This window comes from Rhodococcus sp. EPR-157 (assembly GCF_001647195.1).
Classification (GTDB): Bacteria; Actinomycetota; Actinomycetes; order Mycobacteriales; family Mycobacteriaceae; genus Rhodococcoides.
In genome coordinates, this window is sequence record NZ_LVCV01000343.1 from 1 (window position 1) to 20,541 (window position 20,541).

The 20,541-nt window shown below is 64.3% G+C and carries 18 protein-coding genes and 1 pseudogene; 14 read left to right on the forward strand and 5 right to left on the reverse strand.

The window, feature by feature from the left end; all coding sequences use genetic code 11:
- The 4 genes and pseudogenes from A2J03_RS15850 to yczE all read left to right on the forward strand — a co-directional run.
- A partial coding sequence (locus A2J03_RS15850) for a cytochrome c oxidase subunit I (RefSeq protein WP_197480812.1) occupies positions 1–1,039 on the forward strand: 1,039 nt, incomplete at its 5' end.
- 132 nt (positions 1,040–1,171) lie between these two features.
- Entirely contained in the window at positions 1,172–2,398 is a 1,227-nt protein-coding gene (gene serB / locus A2J03_RS15855; RefSeq protein ID WP_068375725.1) for a phosphoserine phosphatase SerB, read from the forward strand.
- Positions 2,395–3,150 (forward strand): peptidyl-tRNA hydrolase, encoded by a 756-nt coding sequence (locus A2J03_RS15860; protein ID WP_068375727.1) that lies wholly within the window; start codon positions 2,395–2,397, stop codon positions 3,148–3,150. The genes serB and A2J03_RS15860 overlap by 4 nt, the downstream gene beginning before the upstream one ends.
- A 72-nt stretch (positions 3,151–3,222) precedes the next feature.
- Positions 3,223–3,792 (forward strand): annotated as a pseudogene (gene yczE / locus A2J03_RS32085) (membrane protein YczE); the annotation flags it as partial.
- A gap of 11 nt (positions 3,793–3,803) precedes the next feature.
- Here the strand turns inward: yczE and glgX are convergent.
- Positions 3,804–5,927: a glycogen debranching protein GlgX gene (gene glgX / locus A2J03_RS15870; protein ID WP_231912557.1), complete on the reverse strand. Its 2,124-nt coding sequence runs from the start codon at positions 5,925–5,927 to the stop codon at positions 3,804–3,806.
- 82 nt (positions 5,928–6,009) lie between these two features.
- Here glgX and A2J03_RS15875 point away from each other — a divergent pair, with 82 nt between their 5' ends.
- From A2J03_RS15875 to A2J03_RS15895, 5 genes are read left to right on the forward strand one after another with little or no spacing between them, the layout of a single operon-like run.
- On the forward strand, positions 6,010–6,840 hold the full coding sequence (locus A2J03_RS15875) for an ABC transporter ATP-binding protein (protein WP_068375768.1): 831 nt from the start codon (positions 6,010–6,012) through the stop codon (positions 6,838–6,840).
- A 35-nt stretch (positions 6,841–6,875) separates the two neighbouring features.
- Complete coding sequence (locus A2J03_RS15880) at positions 6,876–7,706, forward strand: NUDIX hydrolase (protein WP_068375732.1); 831 nt, start codon at positions 6,876–6,878, stop codon at positions 7,704–7,706.
- 11 nt (positions 7,707–7,717) lie between these two features.
- Positions 7,718–8,497, forward strand: a complete 780-nt coding sequence (locus A2J03_RS15885; protein ID WP_068375734.1) for an enoyl-CoA hydratase/isomerase family protein — start codon at positions 7,718–7,720, stop codon at positions 8,495–8,497.
- 54 nt (positions 8,498–8,551) lie between these two features.
- Complete coding sequence (locus A2J03_RS15890) at positions 8,552–9,580, forward strand: class I SAM-dependent methyltransferase (RefSeq protein ID WP_068375736.1); 1,029 nt, start codon at positions 8,552–8,554, stop codon at positions 9,578–9,580.
- Between the two features lie 16 nt (positions 9,581–9,596).
- Positions 9,597–10,778: a THUMP-like domain-containing protein gene (locus A2J03_RS15895; protein ID WP_068375737.1), complete on the forward strand. Its 1,182-nt coding sequence runs from the start codon at positions 9,597–9,599 to the stop codon at positions 10,776–10,778.
- Here the strand turns inward: A2J03_RS15895 and A2J03_RS15900 are convergent.
- Positions 10,766–12,076 (reverse strand): outer membrane protein assembly factor BamB family protein, encoded by a 1,311-nt coding sequence (locus A2J03_RS15900; protein ID WP_068375738.1) that lies wholly within the window; start codon positions 12,074–12,076, stop codon positions 10,766–10,768. The two genes, A2J03_RS15895 and A2J03_RS15900, sit on opposite strands and share 13 nt — an antisense overlap.
- Before the next feature lie 138 nt (positions 12,077–12,214).
- On the opposite strand from A2J03_RS15900, the gene A2J03_RS15905 reads away from it, so the two are divergent.
- Positions 12,215–12,991 carry an acyltransferase gene (locus A2J03_RS15905; protein ID WP_068375740.1) on the forward strand — a complete coding sequence of 259 codons (777 nt, stop codon included), beginning with the start codon at positions 12,215–12,217 and terminating at the stop codon, positions 12,989–12,991.
- Here A2J03_RS15905 and A2J03_RS15910 read toward each other — a convergent pair.
- The 3 genes from A2J03_RS15910 to A2J03_RS15920 are packed head-to-tail and all read right to left on the reverse strand — an operon-like array spanning position 12,974 to position 16,571.
- Entirely contained in the window at positions 12,974–14,221 is a 1,248-nt protein-coding gene (locus tag A2J03_RS15910; RefSeq protein WP_068375742.1) for a glycosyltransferase family 4 protein, read from the reverse strand. The two genes, A2J03_RS15905 and A2J03_RS15910, sit on opposite strands and share 18 nt — an antisense overlap.
- 2 nt (positions 14,222–14,223) lie before the next feature.
- Positions 14,224–15,732 (reverse strand): 1,4-alpha-glucan branching protein domain-containing protein, encoded by a 1,509-nt coding sequence (locus tag A2J03_RS15915; RefSeq protein ID WP_068375770.1) that lies wholly within the window; start codon positions 15,730–15,732, stop codon positions 14,224–14,226.
- A gap of 32 nt (positions 15,733–15,764) precedes the next feature.
- On the reverse strand, positions 15,765–16,571 hold the full coding sequence (locus A2J03_RS15920) for a class I SAM-dependent methyltransferase (RefSeq protein WP_068375744.1): 807 nt from the start codon (positions 16,569–16,571) through the stop codon (positions 15,765–15,767).
- 220 nt (positions 16,572–16,791) lie between these two features.
- Here A2J03_RS15920 and A2J03_RS15925 point away from each other — a divergent pair, with 220 nt between their 5' ends.
- The 4 genes from A2J03_RS15925 to A2J03_RS15940 all read left to right on the forward strand — a co-directional run bounded on the left by A2J03_RS15925 (position 16,792) and on the right by A2J03_RS15940 (position 20,531).
- Positions 16,792–17,592, forward strand: a complete 801-nt coding sequence (locus A2J03_RS15925) for an electron transfer flavoprotein subunit beta/FixA family protein (RefSeq protein ID WP_068375746.1) — start codon at positions 16,792–16,794, stop codon at positions 17,590–17,592.
- Between the two features lie 75 nt (positions 17,593–17,667).
- Positions 17,668–18,624 carry an electron transfer flavoprotein subunit alpha/FixB family protein gene (locus A2J03_RS15930; protein WP_068375748.1) on the forward strand — a complete coding sequence of 319 codons (957 nt, stop codon included), beginning with the start codon at positions 17,668–17,670 and terminating at the stop codon, positions 18,622–18,624.
- 144 nt (positions 18,625–18,768) lie between these two features.
- Positions 18,769–19,620 (forward strand): GNAT family N-acetyltransferase, encoded by an 852-nt coding sequence (locus tag A2J03_RS15935; protein WP_068375749.1) that lies wholly within the window; start codon positions 18,769–18,771, stop codon positions 19,618–19,620.
- The gene (locus A2J03_RS15940; protein WP_068375751.1) at positions 19,617–20,531 is read left to right on the forward strand and encodes a lysophospholipid acyltransferase family protein; all 915 of its coding nucleotides are present in this window, start codon (positions 19,617–19,619) and stop codon (positions 20,529–20,531) included. Before A2J03_RS15935 ends, A2J03_RS15940 begins: the two co-directional genes overlap by 4 nt.
- Positions 20,532–20,541 lie beyond the last annotated feature (10 nt).

The window sequence follows — 20,541 nt, forward strand, 5'->3', positions numbered from 1 at the left end:
CGGAGTGCTGTTGTGGCAGCACCTGTTCTGGTTCTTCGGGCATCCCGAGGTGTACATCATCGCGTTGCCGTTCTTCGGGATCGTGTCGGAGATCTTCCCGGTGTTCTCGCGTAAGCCGATGTTCGGATACACCACCTTGATCTACGCGACGATCGCCATCGCGGCGCTCTCGATCGCGGTCTGGGCGCACCACATGTACGCCACCGGTGCGGTGTTGTTGCCGTTCTTCTCCTTCATGACCTTCCTGATCGCAGTGCCGACGGGTGTGAAGATCTTCAACTGGATCGGCACGATGTGGCGAGGTCAGGTGACGCTCGAGACACCGATGTTGTTCTCGATCGGGTTCTTGATCACGTTCCTCTTCGGTGGTCTGTCCGGTGTGCTGTTGGCCTCGCCGCCGATCGACTTCCATGTCACCGACACCTACTTCGTGATCGCGCACTTCCACTACGTGGTGTTCGGAACGGTGGTGTTCGCGACGTATGCCGGTATCTACTTCTGGTTCCCGAAGATGACGGGCCGGATGATGGACGAGACGCTCGGCAAGTGGCACTTCTGGTTGACGTTCTTCGGGTTCCACGGCACGTTCCTGGTGCAGCACTGGCTCGGCAACGAAGGTATGCCGCGTCGCTACGCCGACTACCTGGCCTCGGATGGGTTCACCACGCTCAACATCATTTCCACGATCGGTGCGTTCGTGCTCGGTGCGTCGACGTTGCCGTTCGTGTGGAATGTGTTCAAGTCCTACCGGTACGGCGAAGTGGTCACCGTCGATGATCCGTGGGGATATGGCAACTCGCTGGAGTGGGCGACCTCGTGCCCGCCGCCGCGGCACAATTTCACGGAGTTGCCGCGGATCCGGTCCGAACGACCGGCGTTCGAGCTGCACTATCCGCACATGGTCGAGCGGCTCCGCGCCGAAGCCCACGTCGGACCGGGCAGTCACGGTGGACAGACCACCGAAGTCCTCGAACAGGCACGCCGCGCACCACTGGCCACCAGCGACCACGAACACTCCGGCGACCCGGATCCGAAGTAGCCGATAAGACTTACGCGAAGAGCCCCTCCCGGTACCCGGGCGGGGCTCTTCGCTTGCGACAATGTCCGTGAAGCGAACCAGCCACAATTTCGACGGCCCGAATCGGAACCGTCGTGCAGGAAGGGAGAATCGGTGCCGTCATCGGACACCGCTGTACTCGTCACGGTGACAGGCCCGGACAAACCGGGTGTCACCTCGGTCCTGTTCGCGGCACTCTCGCGCCACCAGGTCGACCTGCTCGACGTCGAGCAGGTCGTCATCCGTGGTCGGTTGACCCTCGGTGTGTTGCTGTCATGTCCCAACGACCCCGAGGAGCTCCAGGAAGAACTGGAGGAAGCGATGGCGACCGTCGGCGTCCACGTCGACGTCGAGATCGGCGCCGACCCGGTCGGCAATCGCGTGTTGGCAACACACGTGGTCGTGGTGCTCGGTCGGCCGGTCACCGCTCGGGCGTTCAGCACCATCTCCCGCGAGCTGGCGAGGCAGGGCGCAAACATCGATTCGATACGCGGCGTCGCCGACTACCCGGTCACCGGTCTCGAACTGTTGGTCACCGCAACCAACACCTCACCTGATGCCGATCGCCAACTTCGGACCGGTCTTTCCGAAATTGCTGCAGGCGTCGGCGTCGACGTGGCAGTCGAGCGCGAAGGAATCTCTCGTCGGTCCAAGCGTCTCATCGTGTTCGACGTGGACTCCACTCTTGTCCAGGGCGAGGTCATCGAAATGCTGGCTGCAAAGGCCGGTCGCGAGGACGAAGTCCGCAAGGTAACCGAGTCGGCGATGCGCGGGGAGATCGACTTCACCGAATCGCTGCACCAGCGGGTGCAGGCGTTGGCTGGACTCGACGCGTCGGTCATCGACGAGGTGAGCGAGGAGCTGGAGTTGACGGCCGGAGCGCGAACCACGATTCGCACGTTGCGGAGACTTGGCTACCACTGTGGCATCGTCTCCGGAGGCTTCCGTCAAGTCATCGATAGCCTCGCTCACGAGCTCGAACTGGACTTCGTCAAGGCGAACACCCTCGAAATCGTCGACGGCAAGCTCACCGGGCGGGTAGTAGGTGAGATCATCGATCGCGCGGCCAAGGCGACTGCGCTGCGCGAGTTCGCAGCGCAGTCCGGGGTATCGATGGAACAGACGGTCGCGGTGGGCGATGGTGCAAACGACATCGACATGTTGACGGCGGCAGGTCTCGGCGTCGCGTTCAATGCGAAGCCGGCGCTCCGCGAGATCGCGGACACGGCGATCTCGCATCCCTATCTTGATGCCGTTCTGTTCATGCTCGGAGTCACCCGCGGTGAGATCGAGGCGGCCGATGCCGTCGACGGTGGTGTCCGCCGCGTCCCGATCCTGTGACGGACGTCCCGGTCGACGAGGGGCCGCGAAGTACGTTGGTGCAGCGCCACGCGGTTCTTTCGCGTGGCTACGGCGGACGTACGGATCCACCGGACCCCGCCGACGTGCTCGCCATGCCGGTGGTTCTGCACATCCCCAAAGTGGACCCACCGGCGCGCAGTAGCCTCCTCGAAGCTGCAGCGTCGGCCGCGGTGGCCCTGTGTCTCGACGAACGAGTCGGACCGGGTGGCGAGTGGGAGGAGTGCTTCCTGGCATGGACGGGTGCTCGCATTCGGAAAGTTGCCCGACGGGCCCGAGGTGCACAGTGGGAGGCCGCCCAAGCCGTGCCGGGCGTGACCGTCGAGGTCGGCGGAGCTCAGGTCCGTGCGTTCGTACCGGGCAGAGTCGGCGATCTCGATCCCCGAATCAAGCGACTCCAGATCGGCGGCACCGATCTGGAGCACGACGAGCCAGGACCTGCCCGTCCGGACACACCTGTGCTGTGGATCGACCCGACCCTGAAGATGACCGTCGGCAAGGCGGCCGCGCAAGTTGGACATGCATCGATGTTGCTCGCCGGTTCGATGACCGCCGCGCAATGTGTGCACTGGTCGGTCTCCGACTTTGCGTGTTCGGTTCGCGATGCCGATGCGAACCAGTGGCGACGCGCCGAAGCCCTTGTCGATGAAGGACGAGCAGTCGCCGTGCGGGATGCCGGGTTCACCGAGGTGGCTCCGGGCTCCATGACCGTCATTGCGACAGTGGAGCGCTGAACGAGAGTCAGGGTCCACTGTCGTCGAACTGGCTGTTTCTGAAGGTGCCAGTGAGCGATGAAACTGGACGACATGCGATCGAACAGCCGTGCCCGACAACTCACTGTCCGTCTGATAGCGCTCTATGTCGGACTCTGGCTCTACGGACTCTCGATGGCGTTGATGGTGACTGCGAGCCTCGGTCTCGACCCGTGGGACGTGTTCCATCAGGGTGTGAGCAAGCACCTGCCGCTGAGCTTCGGGACGATCACCGCGTTGACCGGACTCGTAGTTCTGCTCGCGTGGATCCCGCTGCGGCAGAAGCCTGGGCTGGGCACCGTGAGCAACGTGGTGGTCATAGCCGTGTCGGTCGACGTCTCGCTGAGCTGGCTCCCCGCGGTCGACGACGTGGCCGCGCGGACAGCGCTGCTGACGACCGGGATCGTCATGAACGCGTTCGCGACCGCGTTGTACATCGGTGCGGAGATGGGTCCGGGGCCGCGCGACGGCTTGATGACGGGACTCGTCGCGCGCACCGGTTTGTCCATCCGCTTGGTTCGTACGTGCATCGAATTGGTGGTGGTCGTGACCGGTTGGCTGCTCGGTGGCAACGTCGGAGTCGGAACTCTGTTGTACGCGTTCGGAATCGGACCTCTCGTTCAGCTGTTCATGACCTACTTACCGTCGCTGCGCAGTACGAGCACCGTCGCACCCGACAATGCGATCGACGAGCCTGCTTCGATGGGGGAGGAGTTCGCAGGTACTCCGTCTGGCGAGGAGGAATCGAAGACCGGAACGAATCGTGTTGCTGCCCAGTCGGGGCACGCCAACGAGACTTCGGTCGGACCACCCGAGTGCACGATCAACAACGAACTGGCGTCGTCGACGGGCACGCCGTCAGGCTCGTAGGAGCGGACATCGCTGCCGTCGACCCACGCCTGCATCGTTCGTACCGAGTCGTCGTTCCAGGATTCCGTGTTCATCTCGTGCCCGAACGCGTCGAACCATACGACATCAGGCCTGCCGCTCAGAGTGTCGCGGCCGATGAAGAATTCCTGCTGGCGGAGTGAAGGTGCGCTGCGCCGGATTCGCAGCAGCCGTGTGACGAACGCGACCAGTTCGGTGTCAACTTCCGACCATTCGATCGCCCACGAGTCGGCCGCAGCGGCGTCGGCGGGAACGCAGTATGCATTGTTGTTGCCGAATTGAGTGTGCCCCAATTCGTCTCCGGCGAGGAGCATGGGGGTGCCGGTCGACAGTGTGAGCGTCGCAAGCAGTGCTCGGGCGTGGCGATCACGCGCAGACACGATCGATGGATCGTTGGTCGGACCCTCGACCCCGTGACTGGTCGACAGATTGTTGTCGGTGCCGTCTCGGTTCTCTTCGCCGTTCGCCTCGTTGTGCTTGTGCGAGTACGACACCAGATCGCGGACGGTGAAACCGTCGTGTGCGGTGACGAAATTGACCGACGCCCATGGCTTTCGGACGCCGCCGCCGTAGATGTCCTCCGAGCCGGCAAGTCTCGACGCCAGTTCCCTGACGCCGGACTGCCCGGACCAGAATCTACGCACCGTGTCGCGGTATCGGTCGTTCCACTCCGACCACATGCTGCCGAATCCACCCACTTGATAGCCGGCACCTGTGGCGTCCCACGGCTCGGCGATCAGTTTCCGGCTCGATAGGACCGGATCTGTGGTGATAGCAGTGAGAAGCGGAGCGCGAGAATCGAATCGCCATCCACCTGGTCGGCCGAGGGTGCTGGCGAGGTCGAATCGGAAGCCGTCGACGCCCATGTCGTCGGCCCAGTATCGGAGGCTGTCGCACACCATGCGTACGACGGCGGGTGACGCCGAGTCCAGTGTGTTTCCGCAGCCGGTGAGGTCGACGTCGTACCCGCGGGCGTCCAGCAGGTAGTACCCGGGTGCGTCGAGACCGCGCCAACTGATCGACGGCCCGGCAACGGAGGATTCGCACGTGTGGTTGTAGACGACGTCGAGGACGACTTCGATGCCGGCCGAATGCAATGCGTCGACCATCACCTTGAATTCGGAGATCTCGTTGCCCGGAACCGAGGCGAACCGAGGATCCGGAGCGAAGTAGGCGCCGGTCGAGTAGCCCCAGTGATTTCGCATGCCGCGCGCGCGAACGTCCGGTTCGGTCAGCATCGCCTGTACGGGAAGCAGTTCCACGGTCGTCACGCCCAGCCTGGTGAGATGTTCCAGGACCGCTGGTGCCGTCAGACCGAGGTAGGTGCCACGATGGCTGATCGGCACACCGGGGTGCCGGGCCGTGTACGCGCCCACGTGCAGCTCGTACAGAACAGTTCGATCCCACGGCACGGTCGGTCGGTCGATCTGCCTGACGGTCGGCGGCGCGGTGACCACGGACAGCGGCATGTGGCCGAGCGAATCGACCCTGCTTGCCTGGCCGAACGGCTCGTCCTCGTAGGGCAGGAGTGCAGAGGCAGCGCCGAGACGGCCGGTGATCTGCCGAGCTGCCGGATCGAGAAGGATCTTGTGTTCGTTGAAACGACGACCGTTGGTCGGGTCCCACGGTCCGTGTGCTCGGATTCCGTATCGCGCTCCAGGCTCGACGCCGGGGACGAATCCGTGCCAGATTCCGAAGGTTCGACTGCGCAGTTCGACGCGTCGCTCGCTGCCGTCGTCGTCGACGAGACAGATCTCGACACCATCGGCGGCGGGGGAGTGGACTGCGAATTGCGTACCACCGTGGGTAGAGGTTGCCCCGAGAGGGAACGCCGAACCCGGGGCAGGGATGTCCGCGCGGGCAGGGTGGATGGCTGTCTGACGCGCGGTGTGATGAGATTTGGACGACACGCATGGAGATCCTGCCGTGTAAGCGCGGCGGATGTGCGACAAGATGGACAACGTGTCTGAACCGGATCCCGATCTGCTCATCGATTTCAACGACGTTCTCATCAGGCGGGGTGGAGTTACACTCGTCGGCCCGGTGACCTGGCAGGTGGAACTCGACGAACGGTGGGTCGTTCTCGGGCCGAACGGTGCGGGCAAGACGTCGTTGATGCGCATCGCCGCCGCTGAAGTTCATCCCACCTCCGGCACAGCACATGTGCTCGGCGAGGTGTTGGGCAAGGCCGACGTCGCCGACCTGAAACCCCGCATCGGTCTGTCGTCCTCCGCCCTCGCTCACCGCATTCCTGCCGACGAAATCGTCAGCGATCTGGTCGTCTCGGCGGGGTACAGCGTCCTCGGTCGCTGGCGCGAGCGCTACGACGACATGGACACCGAGCGTGCAGTCGAGATGCTGGAGAGCCTCGGCGCCGAGCACCTGGCTCAGCGGACCTACGGAACACTGTCCGAAGGTGAGCGCAAGCGCGTACTGATCGCGCGGGCACTCATGACCGATCCCGAACTGCTCCTCCTCGACGAACCCGCCGCCGGTCTCGACCTCGGTCGTCGTAAGGAACTCGTCGCACGGTTGGCCGACCTCGCGGCCGATCCGGATGCGCCGGCAACGGTGCTGATCACGCACCATGTGGAAGAAATCCCACCCGGCTTCAGCCATGCGCTGCTGTTGAAAGAAGGCGGTGTGGTCGCCAAGGGCTTCGTCGACGACGTCATCACGGCGGAGAACCTCACCGAGGCCTTCAGTCAGTCCATCACCCTGGACCGCGTCGACGGTCGGTTCTTCGCCCGACGCACCAGGGCCGCCGGTCAGCACCGCCGCTGAGGAGTCCGACATCACGGCGTTGTAGTTTCGAGGAGATGTCTTCCACCGAGCTCCCGCCCACCGAGGCCTCACCAGTCCGTGATGCCTCGACCGTCATCCTCCTGCAGAACCGCGATGACGGCATCGAGGTTTTCCTGCTGGAGCGGGTCGGTGGCATGGCATTTGCCGGCGGCATGACCGTGTTCCCCGGCGGCGGTGTCGACATCTCCGATGCAGATTCCGATCTCGAGTGGGCTGGACCCCCGCCTAGCTGGTGGGCGAGCAGGTTCGGAGTCGACGAGCGCAAGGCGGCAGCTCTCGTGTGCGCCGCCGCCCGGGAGACGTTCGAGGAATGCGGAATTCTGCTGGCAGGGCCCACCACAGACAGCGTCGTGACCGATACGGACGTCTATGCCGAGGATCGGGGTGCACTCGAGCGGCGCGAGCAGACCTTCGGTGAGTTCCTCACCCGAAATGGGCTCGTTCTTCGAGCGGATCTACTGCGTCCGTGGTCGAACTGGATCACTCCCGTGGGCGAGAAGCGCCGCTACGACACCAGGTTCTTCGTTGCAGTGCAACCGGAGGGTCAATATGCCGACGGTGCAACCACGGAGGCTGCATCGGTGAGGTGGCGGTCTCCCGAGTCCGCGTTGGACGACTGGCGTGAGGGCAGCACCGTTCTTCTGCCGCCGACGTGGAGTCAGCTGTCCGGGCTGACCCAGTTCTCCTCGGTTGGCGCCGTGCTCGCCGCATCTCCCGACATCGCCCCGATACAGCCGAATCTCTACCACGTCGACGGCGAACTTCGAGTCGAATTCCCCGGCCAGGAGCACTACTACGCGGGCAGTGCGCACCCGTGGGCCGGAGAGAAGAACCGCCACCGGTAGCGTGTGTGAACATGGCTGAGTTCGTGACTTTCGAGGTATCAGACGGCATTGGCACGATCCGGTTGGATCGTCCTCCGATGAATGCGTTGAACCGTCAGGTGCAGGAGGAGATTCGTGCCGCTGCGCGCGTGGCGACCGTCGATTCGTCCGTCAGAGCGGTGATCGTCTACGGCGGGGAGAAGGTCTTCGCCGCGGGAGCGGACATCAAGGAAATGGTCGAACTGACGTCTGCTCAGATGACCGACATCGCCGGTGATCTTCAGTCCGCGCTCGGTTCGTTGGCAGACATTCCGAAGCCGGTCGTCGCCGCGATCACCGGGTACGCACTCGGCGGTGGGCTCGAAGTGGCGCTGGGTGCAGATCGGCGCATCGCCGGTGACAACGCGAAGCTGGGGGTGCCCGAAGTGCTGTTGGGCGTCATTCCCGGCGGCGGCGGTACTCAGCGTCTCGCGCGCCTGGTTGGTCCGAGCAAGGCCAAGGACATGGTGTTCACAGGTCGATTCGTCGGTGCCGAGGAAGCGCTGCGGATCGGACTGGTCGACGAGGTGGTCGCTCCCGACGAGGTATACAACGCGGCACGGAAGTGGGCGGCGCAGTTCACCACCGGGGCCTCGCGGGCGCTTGCAGCCGCGAAGGCGTCGATCGATCAGGGTCTCGACGTCGACCTGGGAACTGGCCTCAAGATCGAAGCGCAGCAGTTCGCGGCGTTGTTCGGCACCAAAGACCGGACCATCGGAATGGAATCGTTCATCGCCAACGGACCGGGCAAAGCCGAGTTCGTCGGGGAATGACCTCGGCTGACAACTAGAACTTGTTCATTTTCTACTGGATAGTAGGCTGCCCTGATGACTGCAAGCCCGCACGACGGTAACTCCGACGCCACACTCCACTTGGTTCCGGACGCTCCGAACGACCCCGCGCCCAATCCGCACGCCACCGCCGAGCAGGTCGAGGCTGCGCGCAGTGACACAAAGCTTGCTCAGGTGCTCTATCACGACTGGGAAGCGGAGACGTACGACGACAAATGGTCGATCTCGTACGACGAGCGATGCATCGACTACGCGCGTGGGCGCTTCGACCAGGCCGTCAGCGGGCAACCGAGCGCTCAGGACGCACTTCCGCACGGACGTGCACTGGAATTGGGGTGCGGAACCGGCTTCTTTCTCCTCAATCTCATGCAGGCCGGTGTTGCCGACAAGGGATCGGTCACGGATTTGTCACCCGGCATGGTCAAGGTCGCGCTGCGCAACGCCGAGCACCTGAACCTGGATGTGGATGGACGGGTCGCGGACGCCGAAACCATCCCGTACGAGGACAACACCTTCGACCTGGTTGTCGGGCATGCGGTTCTGCACCACATTCCCGACGTCGAGCAGTCGTTGCGGGAGGTGCTACGGGTGCTCAAGCCCGGTGGACGTTTCGTGTTCGCGGGTGAGCCCACCACGATAGGGAACTTCTACGCGCGGTGGCTCGGGCGACTCACCTGGGAGGCGACGACAAGGGCCACCAAATTGCCGTTCCTCGCGAGTTGGCGCAAACCGCAGGAAGAACTCGACGAATCTTCACGCGCTGCTGCGCTCGAAGCCGTCGTCGACCTGCATACCTTCGACCCGACCGATCTCGAGAACATCGCTCGCAGCGCCGGCGCCGTCGAGGTACAGGCGCAGACCGAGGAATTTGCCGCTGCGTTGCTCGGCTGGCCGGTACGCACATTCGAGGCCGCGGTTCCGGCCGAGAAGCTCGGCTGGAACTGGGCACGGTTCGCCTTCGGTGGGTGGAAGACCTTGAGCTGGGTGGACGAGAACGTACTCGAGCACGTGGTGCCCCGCAGCTTCTTCTACAACGTGATGATCACCGGAGTGAAGTCCGACTGAGCTCCTCCCTCACCACATGCCCTACGAGTTCGACGGCACCGACATCGACTTTCTGTCCAGCGATGTCGGTGTCGTTGCACTACGCCGGATCGACGAACTGCCCCTGACCAAGGCCTCGATGCTCGCCGATATTGCGACGGCGCGTGCGTCGTTCGGAGATCGTGCCGCCGCGCTGGTGGAGACGACACGTCTTCGGCGAAAGGCACGAACCAAGCTGTCGGATGTAGGCAGTTGGCTACTGACCGACGATGCTGTCCAGCAGGCGACGCCGTCGATCATCGCTCGGCGTCGGGCAGAGCGTTTGGCGGGACGCGACGTGCACGACGTCACCTGCTCCATCGGTACTGAACTCGCGGCACTGACGAAGACGCCGGGACTGGTGATCGGCAGCGATCTGGACGCCGTACGACTGCGGATGGCGACACTCAACGTTCCTGGCGCAGCCGTGCTGCGTGCAGATGCACTCACACCGACCACCCACGGCACAGTTGTGCTCGCCGACCCGGGGCGACGTGCGGGAGGCAGGCGAACCTACGATCCAGCGGCGCTCGAGCCACCGCTGCCTGCGCTGCTCGAGAACTACGCGCGCAGGGATCTCGTCGTCAAATGTGCTCCGGGTCTGGACTTCGACGCACTGGGGTGGGACGGCGAGATCGAATTGGTGTCGCTGGACGGTGGCGTCAAGGAAGCGTGTCTGTGGTCGTCGGGTCTGACCGACACCACCGTCGGTCGGCGCGCATCGGTGTTGACCTCGGACGGATGGAACTACGAGATCACCGACGCAGAGCCGGACGATATCGAGGTCGCGCCGCCGGGTCAGTGGATCATCGATCCGGACGGCGCCGTGGTGCGGGCCGGCCTGGTGCGCCACTACGCGGCCAAGCACGGGTTGTGGCAACTCGATCCCCGAATCGCTTATCTGACAGGTGATTCCGTGCCCATCGGAGTCAATGGTTTCAGGATTCTCGAGAGAATCAAGTTCTCTGAGAAGACGCTGCGGCAAGCATTGACGAGCCATCGATGTGGGTCCGTGGAGATCCTGGTGCGGGGGATCGACGTGGATCCGGCTGTGCTCCGACCGCGCCTGAAGTTGAAGGGCGACGTCGCGCTGTCGGTGATCATCACGCGCATCGAGCGATCAGGCGTGGCTTTCATCTGTGCGGCGCGAGAACCGGGCCGCACGTATCACGGTGCGTAGGTGAAGATTTCACCGAGGTAGGACGCGGTGATCACCTGGCCGTCCGGCCCGATCGACGTACCGACGGTGAATCCTGCCGCGCCAGGCAGTACTCGATCCGAGATCGTTTCCCCGGTACCGGAATTCAGCGAGGTCAGGTACAGCTCATCGCCTCGGCCGGTCACGGTCACCAGCGTGCCGTCCTTGGCCTGCACTGGGGTTCCCAATTGCTGCACGTCATCTCGTGACCACGCCACGCTGGCGCTGTCCCCGTCGTCACGGATAGCGCGCACACCTGTTCGGCCGCCGACCGGAACGATGTAGCCGTCAGACGACACCGACGGAGTACCCCTGTCTCCGAATCCGGCTCCGAACGTCCACTTCACCGAACCGTCCACGGTATCGAACGCACTCAGCCGACCGTCGACATCAGCGAGATAGACAGTATCTCCGTCACTGGACAGCACCGGACTCGACGTAACAGCGGCAGGAAGTAGTTCCGACGACCACGTCTCGGTTATCGCGGGCGTCGCCGAGGCGTCGTAATGCAGCGACACCAATTGCGGTGCAACGGCACCGGGTCGCCACAGGACGAGAAAGATCTCGGACGCATCCAGATCGACGGCAGGCGTGGCGGGCACTGCACACTCCGGCGATCCGGTAGCGCAGTCCTCGAGCCCGGTATTCGGAGGCAAGAAGTCGGTATCCGGCGACGCGAGGAAGTCCGGAAGCGCGACGAGATCATGGATCGGCACAACAGTCTGGCCGGTCTGAGTGTCCAGGATATTCATCTGCCCGAACTGAGTGACCGCGAGAACGCTTCCATCGCCCAGGAACTGAGCCGACCGGGGCACACCATAGGTAGGTGTGCGCCACCGAAGCTGGCCGTGATCGTTGTACGAGGAGAATCCACCGTTGTCGCCGACGTAGATGTTGGCGACCGAATCCACGAGCGGTGTTGCGGTCGCGACGGATGGGCCGATGCGATTACACCAGCGCTTGCGGCCGGAATCGATCTCGAACGAGAAGAGATTGCAACCGGATTCGGTGTAGGCACCGACGAACATCTGACCGGTCGACGCGATCGACAGCGGTGAGACGACCGCGCCCCCCAACGGGCGCGTCCAGTCGAGGGAGACGTCGGACAAGCCGGAGAGGTCGGAAGTGCTGCTGTTGCGGGAGTCGCCGTGGGCAACCGGCCAGCCGCCCGCGGCGAACGCGTCGATGCTGCCCTGATCGCTCCCACACGCGACGGCAGTCAACGCTGCGACAGTCGCGAGCGTGGCCACACGCGTGAAACCAGCTCTGCCGCCAAGCACCTTGTGCAACTCCCTCGTCCTCGATCCCACGCGTCCAGCACAGAGACTATCCCGGCGACCGGGCCGATCAGGAAAGCGGCTCCCGTCTATCTGGGTCGTTCCGCAGGCCCTACTCGAGTCCCACTAGGGTGTCTCGGTATGACGAGCATGTGGAACGCACCGCTGCGTTCACGGTGGCGCGGATCCAGGCGACGCGACGAGGACCAGGCGCGCTTCCTTACCCTCGACTCGCTGCGCTGGGTCCTGCAGAACAAGGCGTACACCCCGTGGTACCTGGTCCGGTACTTCCGTCTCGCCCGGTTCAAGGCAGCGAACCCTCACGTCATTCTTCGCGGAATGGTCTTCCTTGGGAAGAACGTCGAGATTCACTCGACGCCGGAGCTGTCGAGGTTGGAGATCGGCCGTTGGGTACACATCGGTGACGGGAACGCGATCCGCTGCCACGAAGGCTCGCTGCGTATCGGCGACAAAGTGGTGTTCGGGAAGGACAACGTCGTCAATACCTACCTCGACATCGAGATAGGTGCGTCCACGCTCGTCGCGGACTGGTGCTACATCTGCGACTTCGACCATCGCATGGACGACGTGACGACACCCATCAAAGATCAAGGAATCGTCAAGGGGCCGGTACGGATCGGCCCGGACACCTGGATCGCGGCAAAGGTCACCGTCCTTCGCGAGACAAGCATCGGGCGCGGTTGTGTTCTGGGCGCCCACGCCGTGGTCAAGGGCACGATTCCGGACTACAGCATCGCTGTAGGTGCGCCGGCGAAGGTCGTTCGCAATCGCAAGGCCGACTGGGAGGCCGGAGCCGCGCAGCGAGCCGAATACATCGCGGCGCTGGAAGACATCGAGCGAAAGAAAGCACTGAAGGCAGCTGAAACAGCCAGGGGAGACTCAGCTTCGTTCGGGTAGAGCCCGTTCGACGATGACAGGCCTGGCCAGCGGGTATCGAACCTTGCGCTTGGCCGCGAGGTACACCTGCGCTGTTGCGTCGGCGACATGCTTCCAGTCGAAATCGACGGTGAGGCGCTCCCGGGCGGCCACCGCCCGATCCTGAGCTGCATCTACGTTGTCTAGCACCCGTCGAACTGCGTTCGCGAGACCGCCGACGTCAGCCGCTTCGAACGACAACCCGGTGACGCCGTCGACGATTGCCTCGCCGAGGCCACCTGCAGTCGACGCCACGAGCGGGGTTCCGGCCGCCGCAGCTTCCAATGCGATTATGCCGAACGGCTCGTAGCGGCTGGGCAGGACGATGGCGTCGGCGCCGTGCAGCCAGCCGAGTAGCTCGGTGTGATCGAGCGAACCGAGGAACGAGACTGCACGTGCGACGCGATGTGTCCGAGCCAATTGAGCCAGCCAAGCGAACTGTGTGCCTTCACCGGCGATGTGGAGGGTGGTACCAGGGTGGCTACGGCGAATGCGAGGCAACGCGGCAATGGCGTCCTGGATGCCCTTTTCGTATTCGAGTCGACCCACATACAGCAGCTTGGCAGGCTCCTGGCGTGGCTCGCGGCGTCGGAAGCTCCAGGTGCGGATGTCGATTCCGTTCCTGATCACTGCGACGGACGCGTCCCGAATGCCGAACAGGCGCGTCACTTCCTCCTTCATGGATGCCGAACACGTGATGACAGCGTCGGAATCGTTGGCGAGCCACCACTCGATCGAGTGCACCTGCCGGTTGACACGGCCGGAGATCCAGCCGCTGTGCCTGCCCGCCTCGGTGGCATGGATCGTGGACACAAGCGGCACGTCGAAGTGCTCGGCCAGCGCGATGGACGGGTGGGCGACGAGCCAGTCGTGCGCGTGAACGACGTCGGGCGTCCATCCCTCACCGAGTCCGGGCTTGCCGAGCGCGATGCCTGCTCGCACCATGGCGTGTCCCATCGCCAGCGTCCACGCCAGCATGTCCTCGCCGAAGACGAAGTGAGCAGGGTCCTCTGCGACGGCGACGACCAGCACACCGTCCTCGATGCGGTGATGGGTCGGATGCGTCGACGCATCGGTCCCCGTCGGGCGACGCGCGAGGACGACGACCTCGTGGCCCGCTCGGACGAGTTCGGTCGCCAGATGATGAACATGCCTGCCGAGGCCGCCGACCACGACCGGTGGGTATTCCCACGACACCATCAAGACCTTCAACTTCAGCGCTCCCCTCCGAACGGTCGATCCGTGCGCAGCCGCCGCGCATCGAGCGCTGGGAAGAGCCCATCCGCCCGATTCCACTGCTCCGCAAGTTCGGCCGCGCGGCCGGCGCGGCCGCGTTCGACCGCATCAGCGATCTCTCGCAGCGCATGCGCGTGAACATGTGCTCGCTGGCGTGCATATTCGGCGGCAGAATCCTTGCTGACCATGAACGCCCAGTCACTTGCGATCGTGTTGAGTGTCTCACGCACCATCTGGTCGTTCACCCGGTTGCGCAATTCGGGCCTTCCGAACGAGTGGTCCCGGTTCTTGTCGATGGCGTCGAGTGCGGTCGCGGTGACTTCGGAGTTGAGATCGACGAGGTCCTGGACGGCCTTGCCGTTCCAGACCCGCCAGTCCTTGCCCGAGCCCCACGATGACATAGGCAGATCGACGCGAGTTCCGACGAAGCCCCTGGCACGTGCGTCCGCGAGTGTTCCGACATCGATACCCGCCTCGGGTAGCGCGCGCAGCACGCGTTCGAGCCACACGGGTCCTTCGAACCACCAGTGGCCGAACAGTTCGGTGTCGAACGCAGCGACAACGAGCGCAGGTCGGCCGATCCGATCCGATTCGCTGCGGAGGCGACGACGGACCGTGTCGACGAAATCGGTGACGTGTTTGTCGATCGCAGCGGAGGCAGCTTCCGGGTCGTAGGGGGCCTTGTCTGCAGACTCGACGCCCCTGCCGGTCACCCGCGCGTGCTTGAGTCCGGTTGCGTGGTCGTAGGTGTGGAAGTCCCGGTAGGCGGAGTGGCCCGGGTAGCCGGACTTCGGTGACCACACGCGGTAACTGACGTCGAGGTCGCGACCGAAGGCGACGACGGCGGAATCGCGCACCGGCCTTCCCAAGCTCGTGTCTCCGCGCAGCGCAGGGCCGTCGACCATGAAATGGGTTACTCCGGCGTCGGCATAGCCTCGTTCCATGCCGGGCGCGTAGGCGCACTCCGGTGCCCAGATTCCGTTGGGCCGTGTGCCCAACCGCATGCGTGCATCGGCCAAACCTTCGGACAGCGAGAATTCACGGAGGCGCTCGTCCATGAGCGGCTGGAAGGGGTGTGCCAGCGGCCCGCCGAGCATCTCGACGGTGCCTGCGTCGACGAGCGGGCGCAGAACCGGCGAGCCACCGTGCCGCCAACGAGTCTCGAAGGTGGCGAGAGCGTGTGCTGCCGAACGGTGCTCGCGACTCGACAGATCTCGATCTGTCGCCTCGTGCGCACGAAGCTGCCAATTGGCGAGCCAGTGATGCATTCCCGACAGGCAGTGCGGATCGTCCAGCTGAGCGGCCAGCACGGGTGTGATGCCCAGGGTCAGCAGGTGTGTGCGGCCCTCGTCGGCGAGCGCGGTGAGCATGTCCGTCAACGGCAGATAGGAACCCGCCCACGACTGGTACAGCCACTCTTCGCCGACCGGCCAGCGACCGTGATTGGCAAGCCAGGGGAGATGGGAGTGCAGAACGAGGGCGAACATCCCCGGTTCGGTCACCTTCGGTGGAGGAGTGCTCAACCGCTCAGCGCAGACTGTTGGCCTGGTTTCACTGCAATGGCGACGAGATCGAGGCTGCCGTCCATGTCGGATGGGTCGATGTCGAAGTCGGCCGTCGAAATCGCGGCGACGTCGGCAGTCAGGTCGGCGGGCCAGTCCTCGCCGGCAAGCGCGCGTTCGATCTGGGCATCGATGAACGAACCGCCGTGCTTGGCGTCGAGTTCGCGTAAGACCGTGCCGTGGTGCACGCCCGTCATCGACTGCACGACGAAGTTGCTCCCGACAAGCAGTTCGGTGAGTTCGTCGGCATTCAGCTCGCGAGTATGAAACGGGTTGAGCGGTGTGTCGCGACCCGGCGAGAACGTGATCCGGTTGGGCGTGCTGATCAGCAGCGTTCCTCCGGGCACCAGGACTCGGAAGCACTCGTCGAGGAACTGGCCCTGGTCCCAGAGGTGCTCGATCACTTGGAAGTTGACGACGACGTCGACCGAGTTGTCTGCGAACGGTAGCTGTGCCAGATTGCCTCGAAGCATGCCGACCCTCGGGTAGCGCCCGCGTACGTGTTCGGCCGCCGAGGCGTCGTAGTCGAGGCAGGTGACCGACGTGGCAACGTCGGCAATCATGTTGGCGCCGTAGCCTTCTCCGGATCCGGCCTCCAGCACCACGCGCCCGGCGCAGTGCGTCAGCAGTTTTTCGTACACGACCTCGTGCCGACGGAACCAGTAGTTCTCCTGGTCGATGCCCGGCACAGTGCGCTCCCCGGTGAGGGGGAGTGGCTCGGGCCGGGGTTCCGCAGAGGTGTCGGCTGATGATGAATCGCTCACCGACGAGAGGGTAGCGCCTTGCCCGGCCCGCAACTATCGGCGGTGGCGTCCGTACGGGTGGGTGGGATGTATGGTCAGATCGGAATTGCGGTAAGTTACCCACCAGTAACTAAACATGGGGTAATCTACGGCAGGGCCTAGAACAGCAAGAACCCATAGGCGCTAGACGATTCACCCCGGACGAATCAGCGGAACATGACCAGGAGGTCGACGCAGACCCATGACGAACATCGTTGTTTTGATCAAGCAGGTTCCCGACACGTGGTCCGAGCGCAAGCTCACCTCCGGCGACTTCACGCTCGACCGTGAGGCAGCAGACGCAGTGCTCGACGAGATCAACGAGCGCGCTGTCGAGGAAGCTCTGCTCATCAAGGAGTCTCAGGGCGGCGAGGTGAAGGTTCTGTCAGCAGGCCCCGATCGCGCAACCGACGCGATCCGCAAGGCGCTTTCGATGGGTGCCGACAGTGCGGTCCACCTGAACGACCCTTCGCTCCACGGTTCGGACGCCATCCAGACTGCATACGCACTCGCTGCTGCTCTCGGAAACGTCGCATTCGAGAACGACGAGCCCGCCGACCTGATCATCGCAGGCAACGAGGCCACCGATGGTCGCACTGGCGCAGTGCCCGCGATCATCGCCGAATACCTGCAGATCCCCGCCCTCACCCAGCTGCGCAAGCTGACCGTGGATGCGGGCAAGGTTTCCGGCGAACGTGAGACGGACGAGGGCATCTTCGGTCTCGAAGCATCGCTGCCCGCCATCGTCAGTGTCACCGAGAAGATCAACGAGCCGCGCTTCCCGTCCTTCAAGGGCATCATGGCCGCGAAGAAGAAGACGGTCCAGACCATCACGCTCGCCGACATCGGCGTCGAGGACGGCATCGTCGGCGTCGAGAACGCCGGAACGACCGTCACGTCGTCCACCCCCAAGCCTCCCAAGACCGCAGGCGAGCGGGTTACCGACGAGGGCGACGGCGGCGACAAGATCGCTACCTACCTCGTAGGCCAGAAGATCATCTGATCTCGCCCACCTGCGGGAGCGCAGACCGCAGGAGTGACCCGAAACGCCGCGTAGACCACGCAAGGAGAGCAAGTCATGGCAGAAGTACTCGTGCTCGTGGAGCACGTCGAAGGAACACTGAAGAAGGTCAGTACCGAACTGATCACCGCGGCTCGGGCGCTCGGTGAGCCGTCCGCAGTCGTTACCGGCCCAGCGGGAACCACGGACAAGCTGGCCGACGCGCTGACCGAGGCAGGCGCCGAGAAGATCTACGCCGCCGAATCCGACGACATCGACGGATACGTCATCACCCCGAAGGTCGACGTGTTGTCGGCACTTGCCGAGTCCGTGAGCCCGGCGGCGATTTTCACCGCCGCCAGCATCGAAGGCAAAGAGGTCGCTGGGCGTCTCGCAGCGCGCCTGGGATCCGGTCTGCACAACGACGTCATCGCAGTCAACGGCGACGGAAGTGCCACCTACTCCATCTTCGGTGGAGCATTCACGGTCGAGGCCAAGGCCAACGGCGACGTCCCCGTCATCTCGCTGCGTCCGGGTGCAGTCGAGGCCGAGCCGAAGGCCGGCGCCGGAACCCGCGAGACCGTCGAGGTCCCGGCTCAGGAAGAGGGCGTCACCAAAGTGACCTCCCGTGACCCGATTGTCGGTGGCGACCGTCCGGAACTCACCGAGGCCACCGTCGTGGTGTCCGGTGGACGAGGCGTCGGTAGCGCTGACAAGTTCAGCGTCGTCGAGGCTCTCGCCGACTCGCTCGGAGCAGCCGTCGGCGCGTCGCGCGCAGCGGTCGACTCCGGCTACTACCCGGGCCAGTTCCAGGTCGGCCAGACGGGCAAGACCGTCTCGCCCCAGCTCTACATCGCACTCGGCATCTCCGGCGCCATCCAGCACCGCGCCGGTATGCAGACCTCGAAGACCATCGTCGCCGTCAACAAGGACGAAGAAGCTCCCATCTTCGAGATCGCCGACTACGGCATCGTGGGCGATCTGTTCAACGTCGCTCCGCAGTTGACCGAGGCGGTCAAGAAGCACAAGGGCTGACCCCTCGCACACCACGCAGCCCCCGCATCCACCGGATGCGGGGGCTGCGTACTGCCGTTCACACAACAGCTTCGGACGCGTTACCCTGCCGACGCACTGGCGCCGCTCCGAACCGTTAGACACAGCATCATGACCACTTCAGTCATGACCGCTGACACCGCAAACTCCGCGGGCACAGGCTCCGCTCCCGCCCTGTTAGGTCACTCCGCAGGCTCCGCTCCCGGCACCGACAGGTACTCACTCGTCCTGTCCACCGACATCGCCCACCGCGAGGCCGCGCAGCGACTTCGATTCGACGTGTTCTCCTCCGAGCCCGGATTCGCATTGCCCAGCGCCGCCGATGGACGTGACTCCGATCGCTTCGACTACTACTGCGACCACCTTCTCGTCCGCGACAACGAGACCGACGACTTCGTCGGGTGCTATCGGATGCTTCCACCCGACGCCGCTGTCGCCGCCGGGGGCTACTACACAGCAACGGAATTCGACCTCTCCGCCCTCGACCCGGCGTCCTCTCGCGTCGTCGAGATGGGCCGAGCGGTGGTCCATCCCGACCACCGGTCAGGATCTGTTCTCGGTCTGATGTGGGCCGGGATTCTGCACTATCTCGAAGTCACCGGTCTCGAATGGGTCATGGGTTGCGTCTCGGTCCCGATGCAGGCAACCCCCGCAGAATTGCCGGGCGCGAACGTGCGCGGCGTTCGAGATTTCCTCCTCGCGAAGCACGGATCAGCAGCGGACAAGCGCGCCGTCCCGATCAACCCGGTAGTAGTCGACGGGCGATCGCTCGATGAGATCGTTCCGCCCGCCCGTCCGTCGATGCCGCCGCTGCTGCGAGGCTACCTACGCCTCAATGCGGTCATCTGCGGAGAACCGGCACACGACCCGGACTTCGGTGTCGCCGACTTCGTCGCGCTACTCGGTCTGCACCAAGCCAACACCCGCTACCTCGACCGGCTCCGTAGCGCGGCCCTGACGTACGAGACGAAAGCATGAGCGGGTCCACGCCGGCCAAGATCGTCGAACCCGACATCGATCACGCATGGATGCCGTCGAGCCCATGTGGGACAGGATGTATCGCACGTGAATCGGAGGCTGTCGCCGGCGTATTCGTCGTACTCCGGGTGCTGGTCGCGATTTTCGCATTCGCTTTGCTCCCGATCTTGATCGTGGTGGGAGTGGTGTCACCGCGCTGTCGCAGGCAGGTCACCAAATTCGGCGCACGCCTCTTGCTGTTCGCAGTGGGAATCGGCCTGGTCGTGAACGATCTGCGGTCGGCGCGAGAACGCTCACGAACCGAAGGGAGCGCGCTGCTGGTAGCCGGACACGTCTCCTGGACCGATGTACTCGTGCTCACGGCGCTCCGGCCTGCGACCTTCGTCGCACGAGGTGATCTGGTCGACTGGCCGGTACTCGGATTGCTGGCGCGGGCGATGAAGGTCCTGCCGATCCACCGCAGGAACCTCCGATCTCTGCCCGGCACCGTCGATCAGGTCGCTGACCGGCTCCGCGCCGGTGGCACCGTAGTGGTGTTCCCCGAGGCGACAACGTGGTGCGGCAAGGCGTACGGATCGTTCCGGCCGGCGATGTTCCAGGCGGCTGTCGACACCGAGACATGGGTGCAGCCGGTTCGGCTGCGATACGTCGACGCCGACCACGCACAGACCACCGCGACCTGCTTCGTCGGCGACGAGACGATCGGGCAGTCCATCGGCCGAATCTTCCGGTTGAAGGGCGTCGTCGCGCATGTCGAACTGGTGGCACCGGAAGCTCCGGGGACCGATCGGCGCGACTTGGCCCGTCGATGCGAGAGTGCGGCCAGATCCGGTGAGCAGAGCGACCCGGATGTGCACGCTGTCGTCGAGTTGGAGGTCCTCGAGGACACTCGGCTACCTACAGGGCGCTGACCGCGCGACT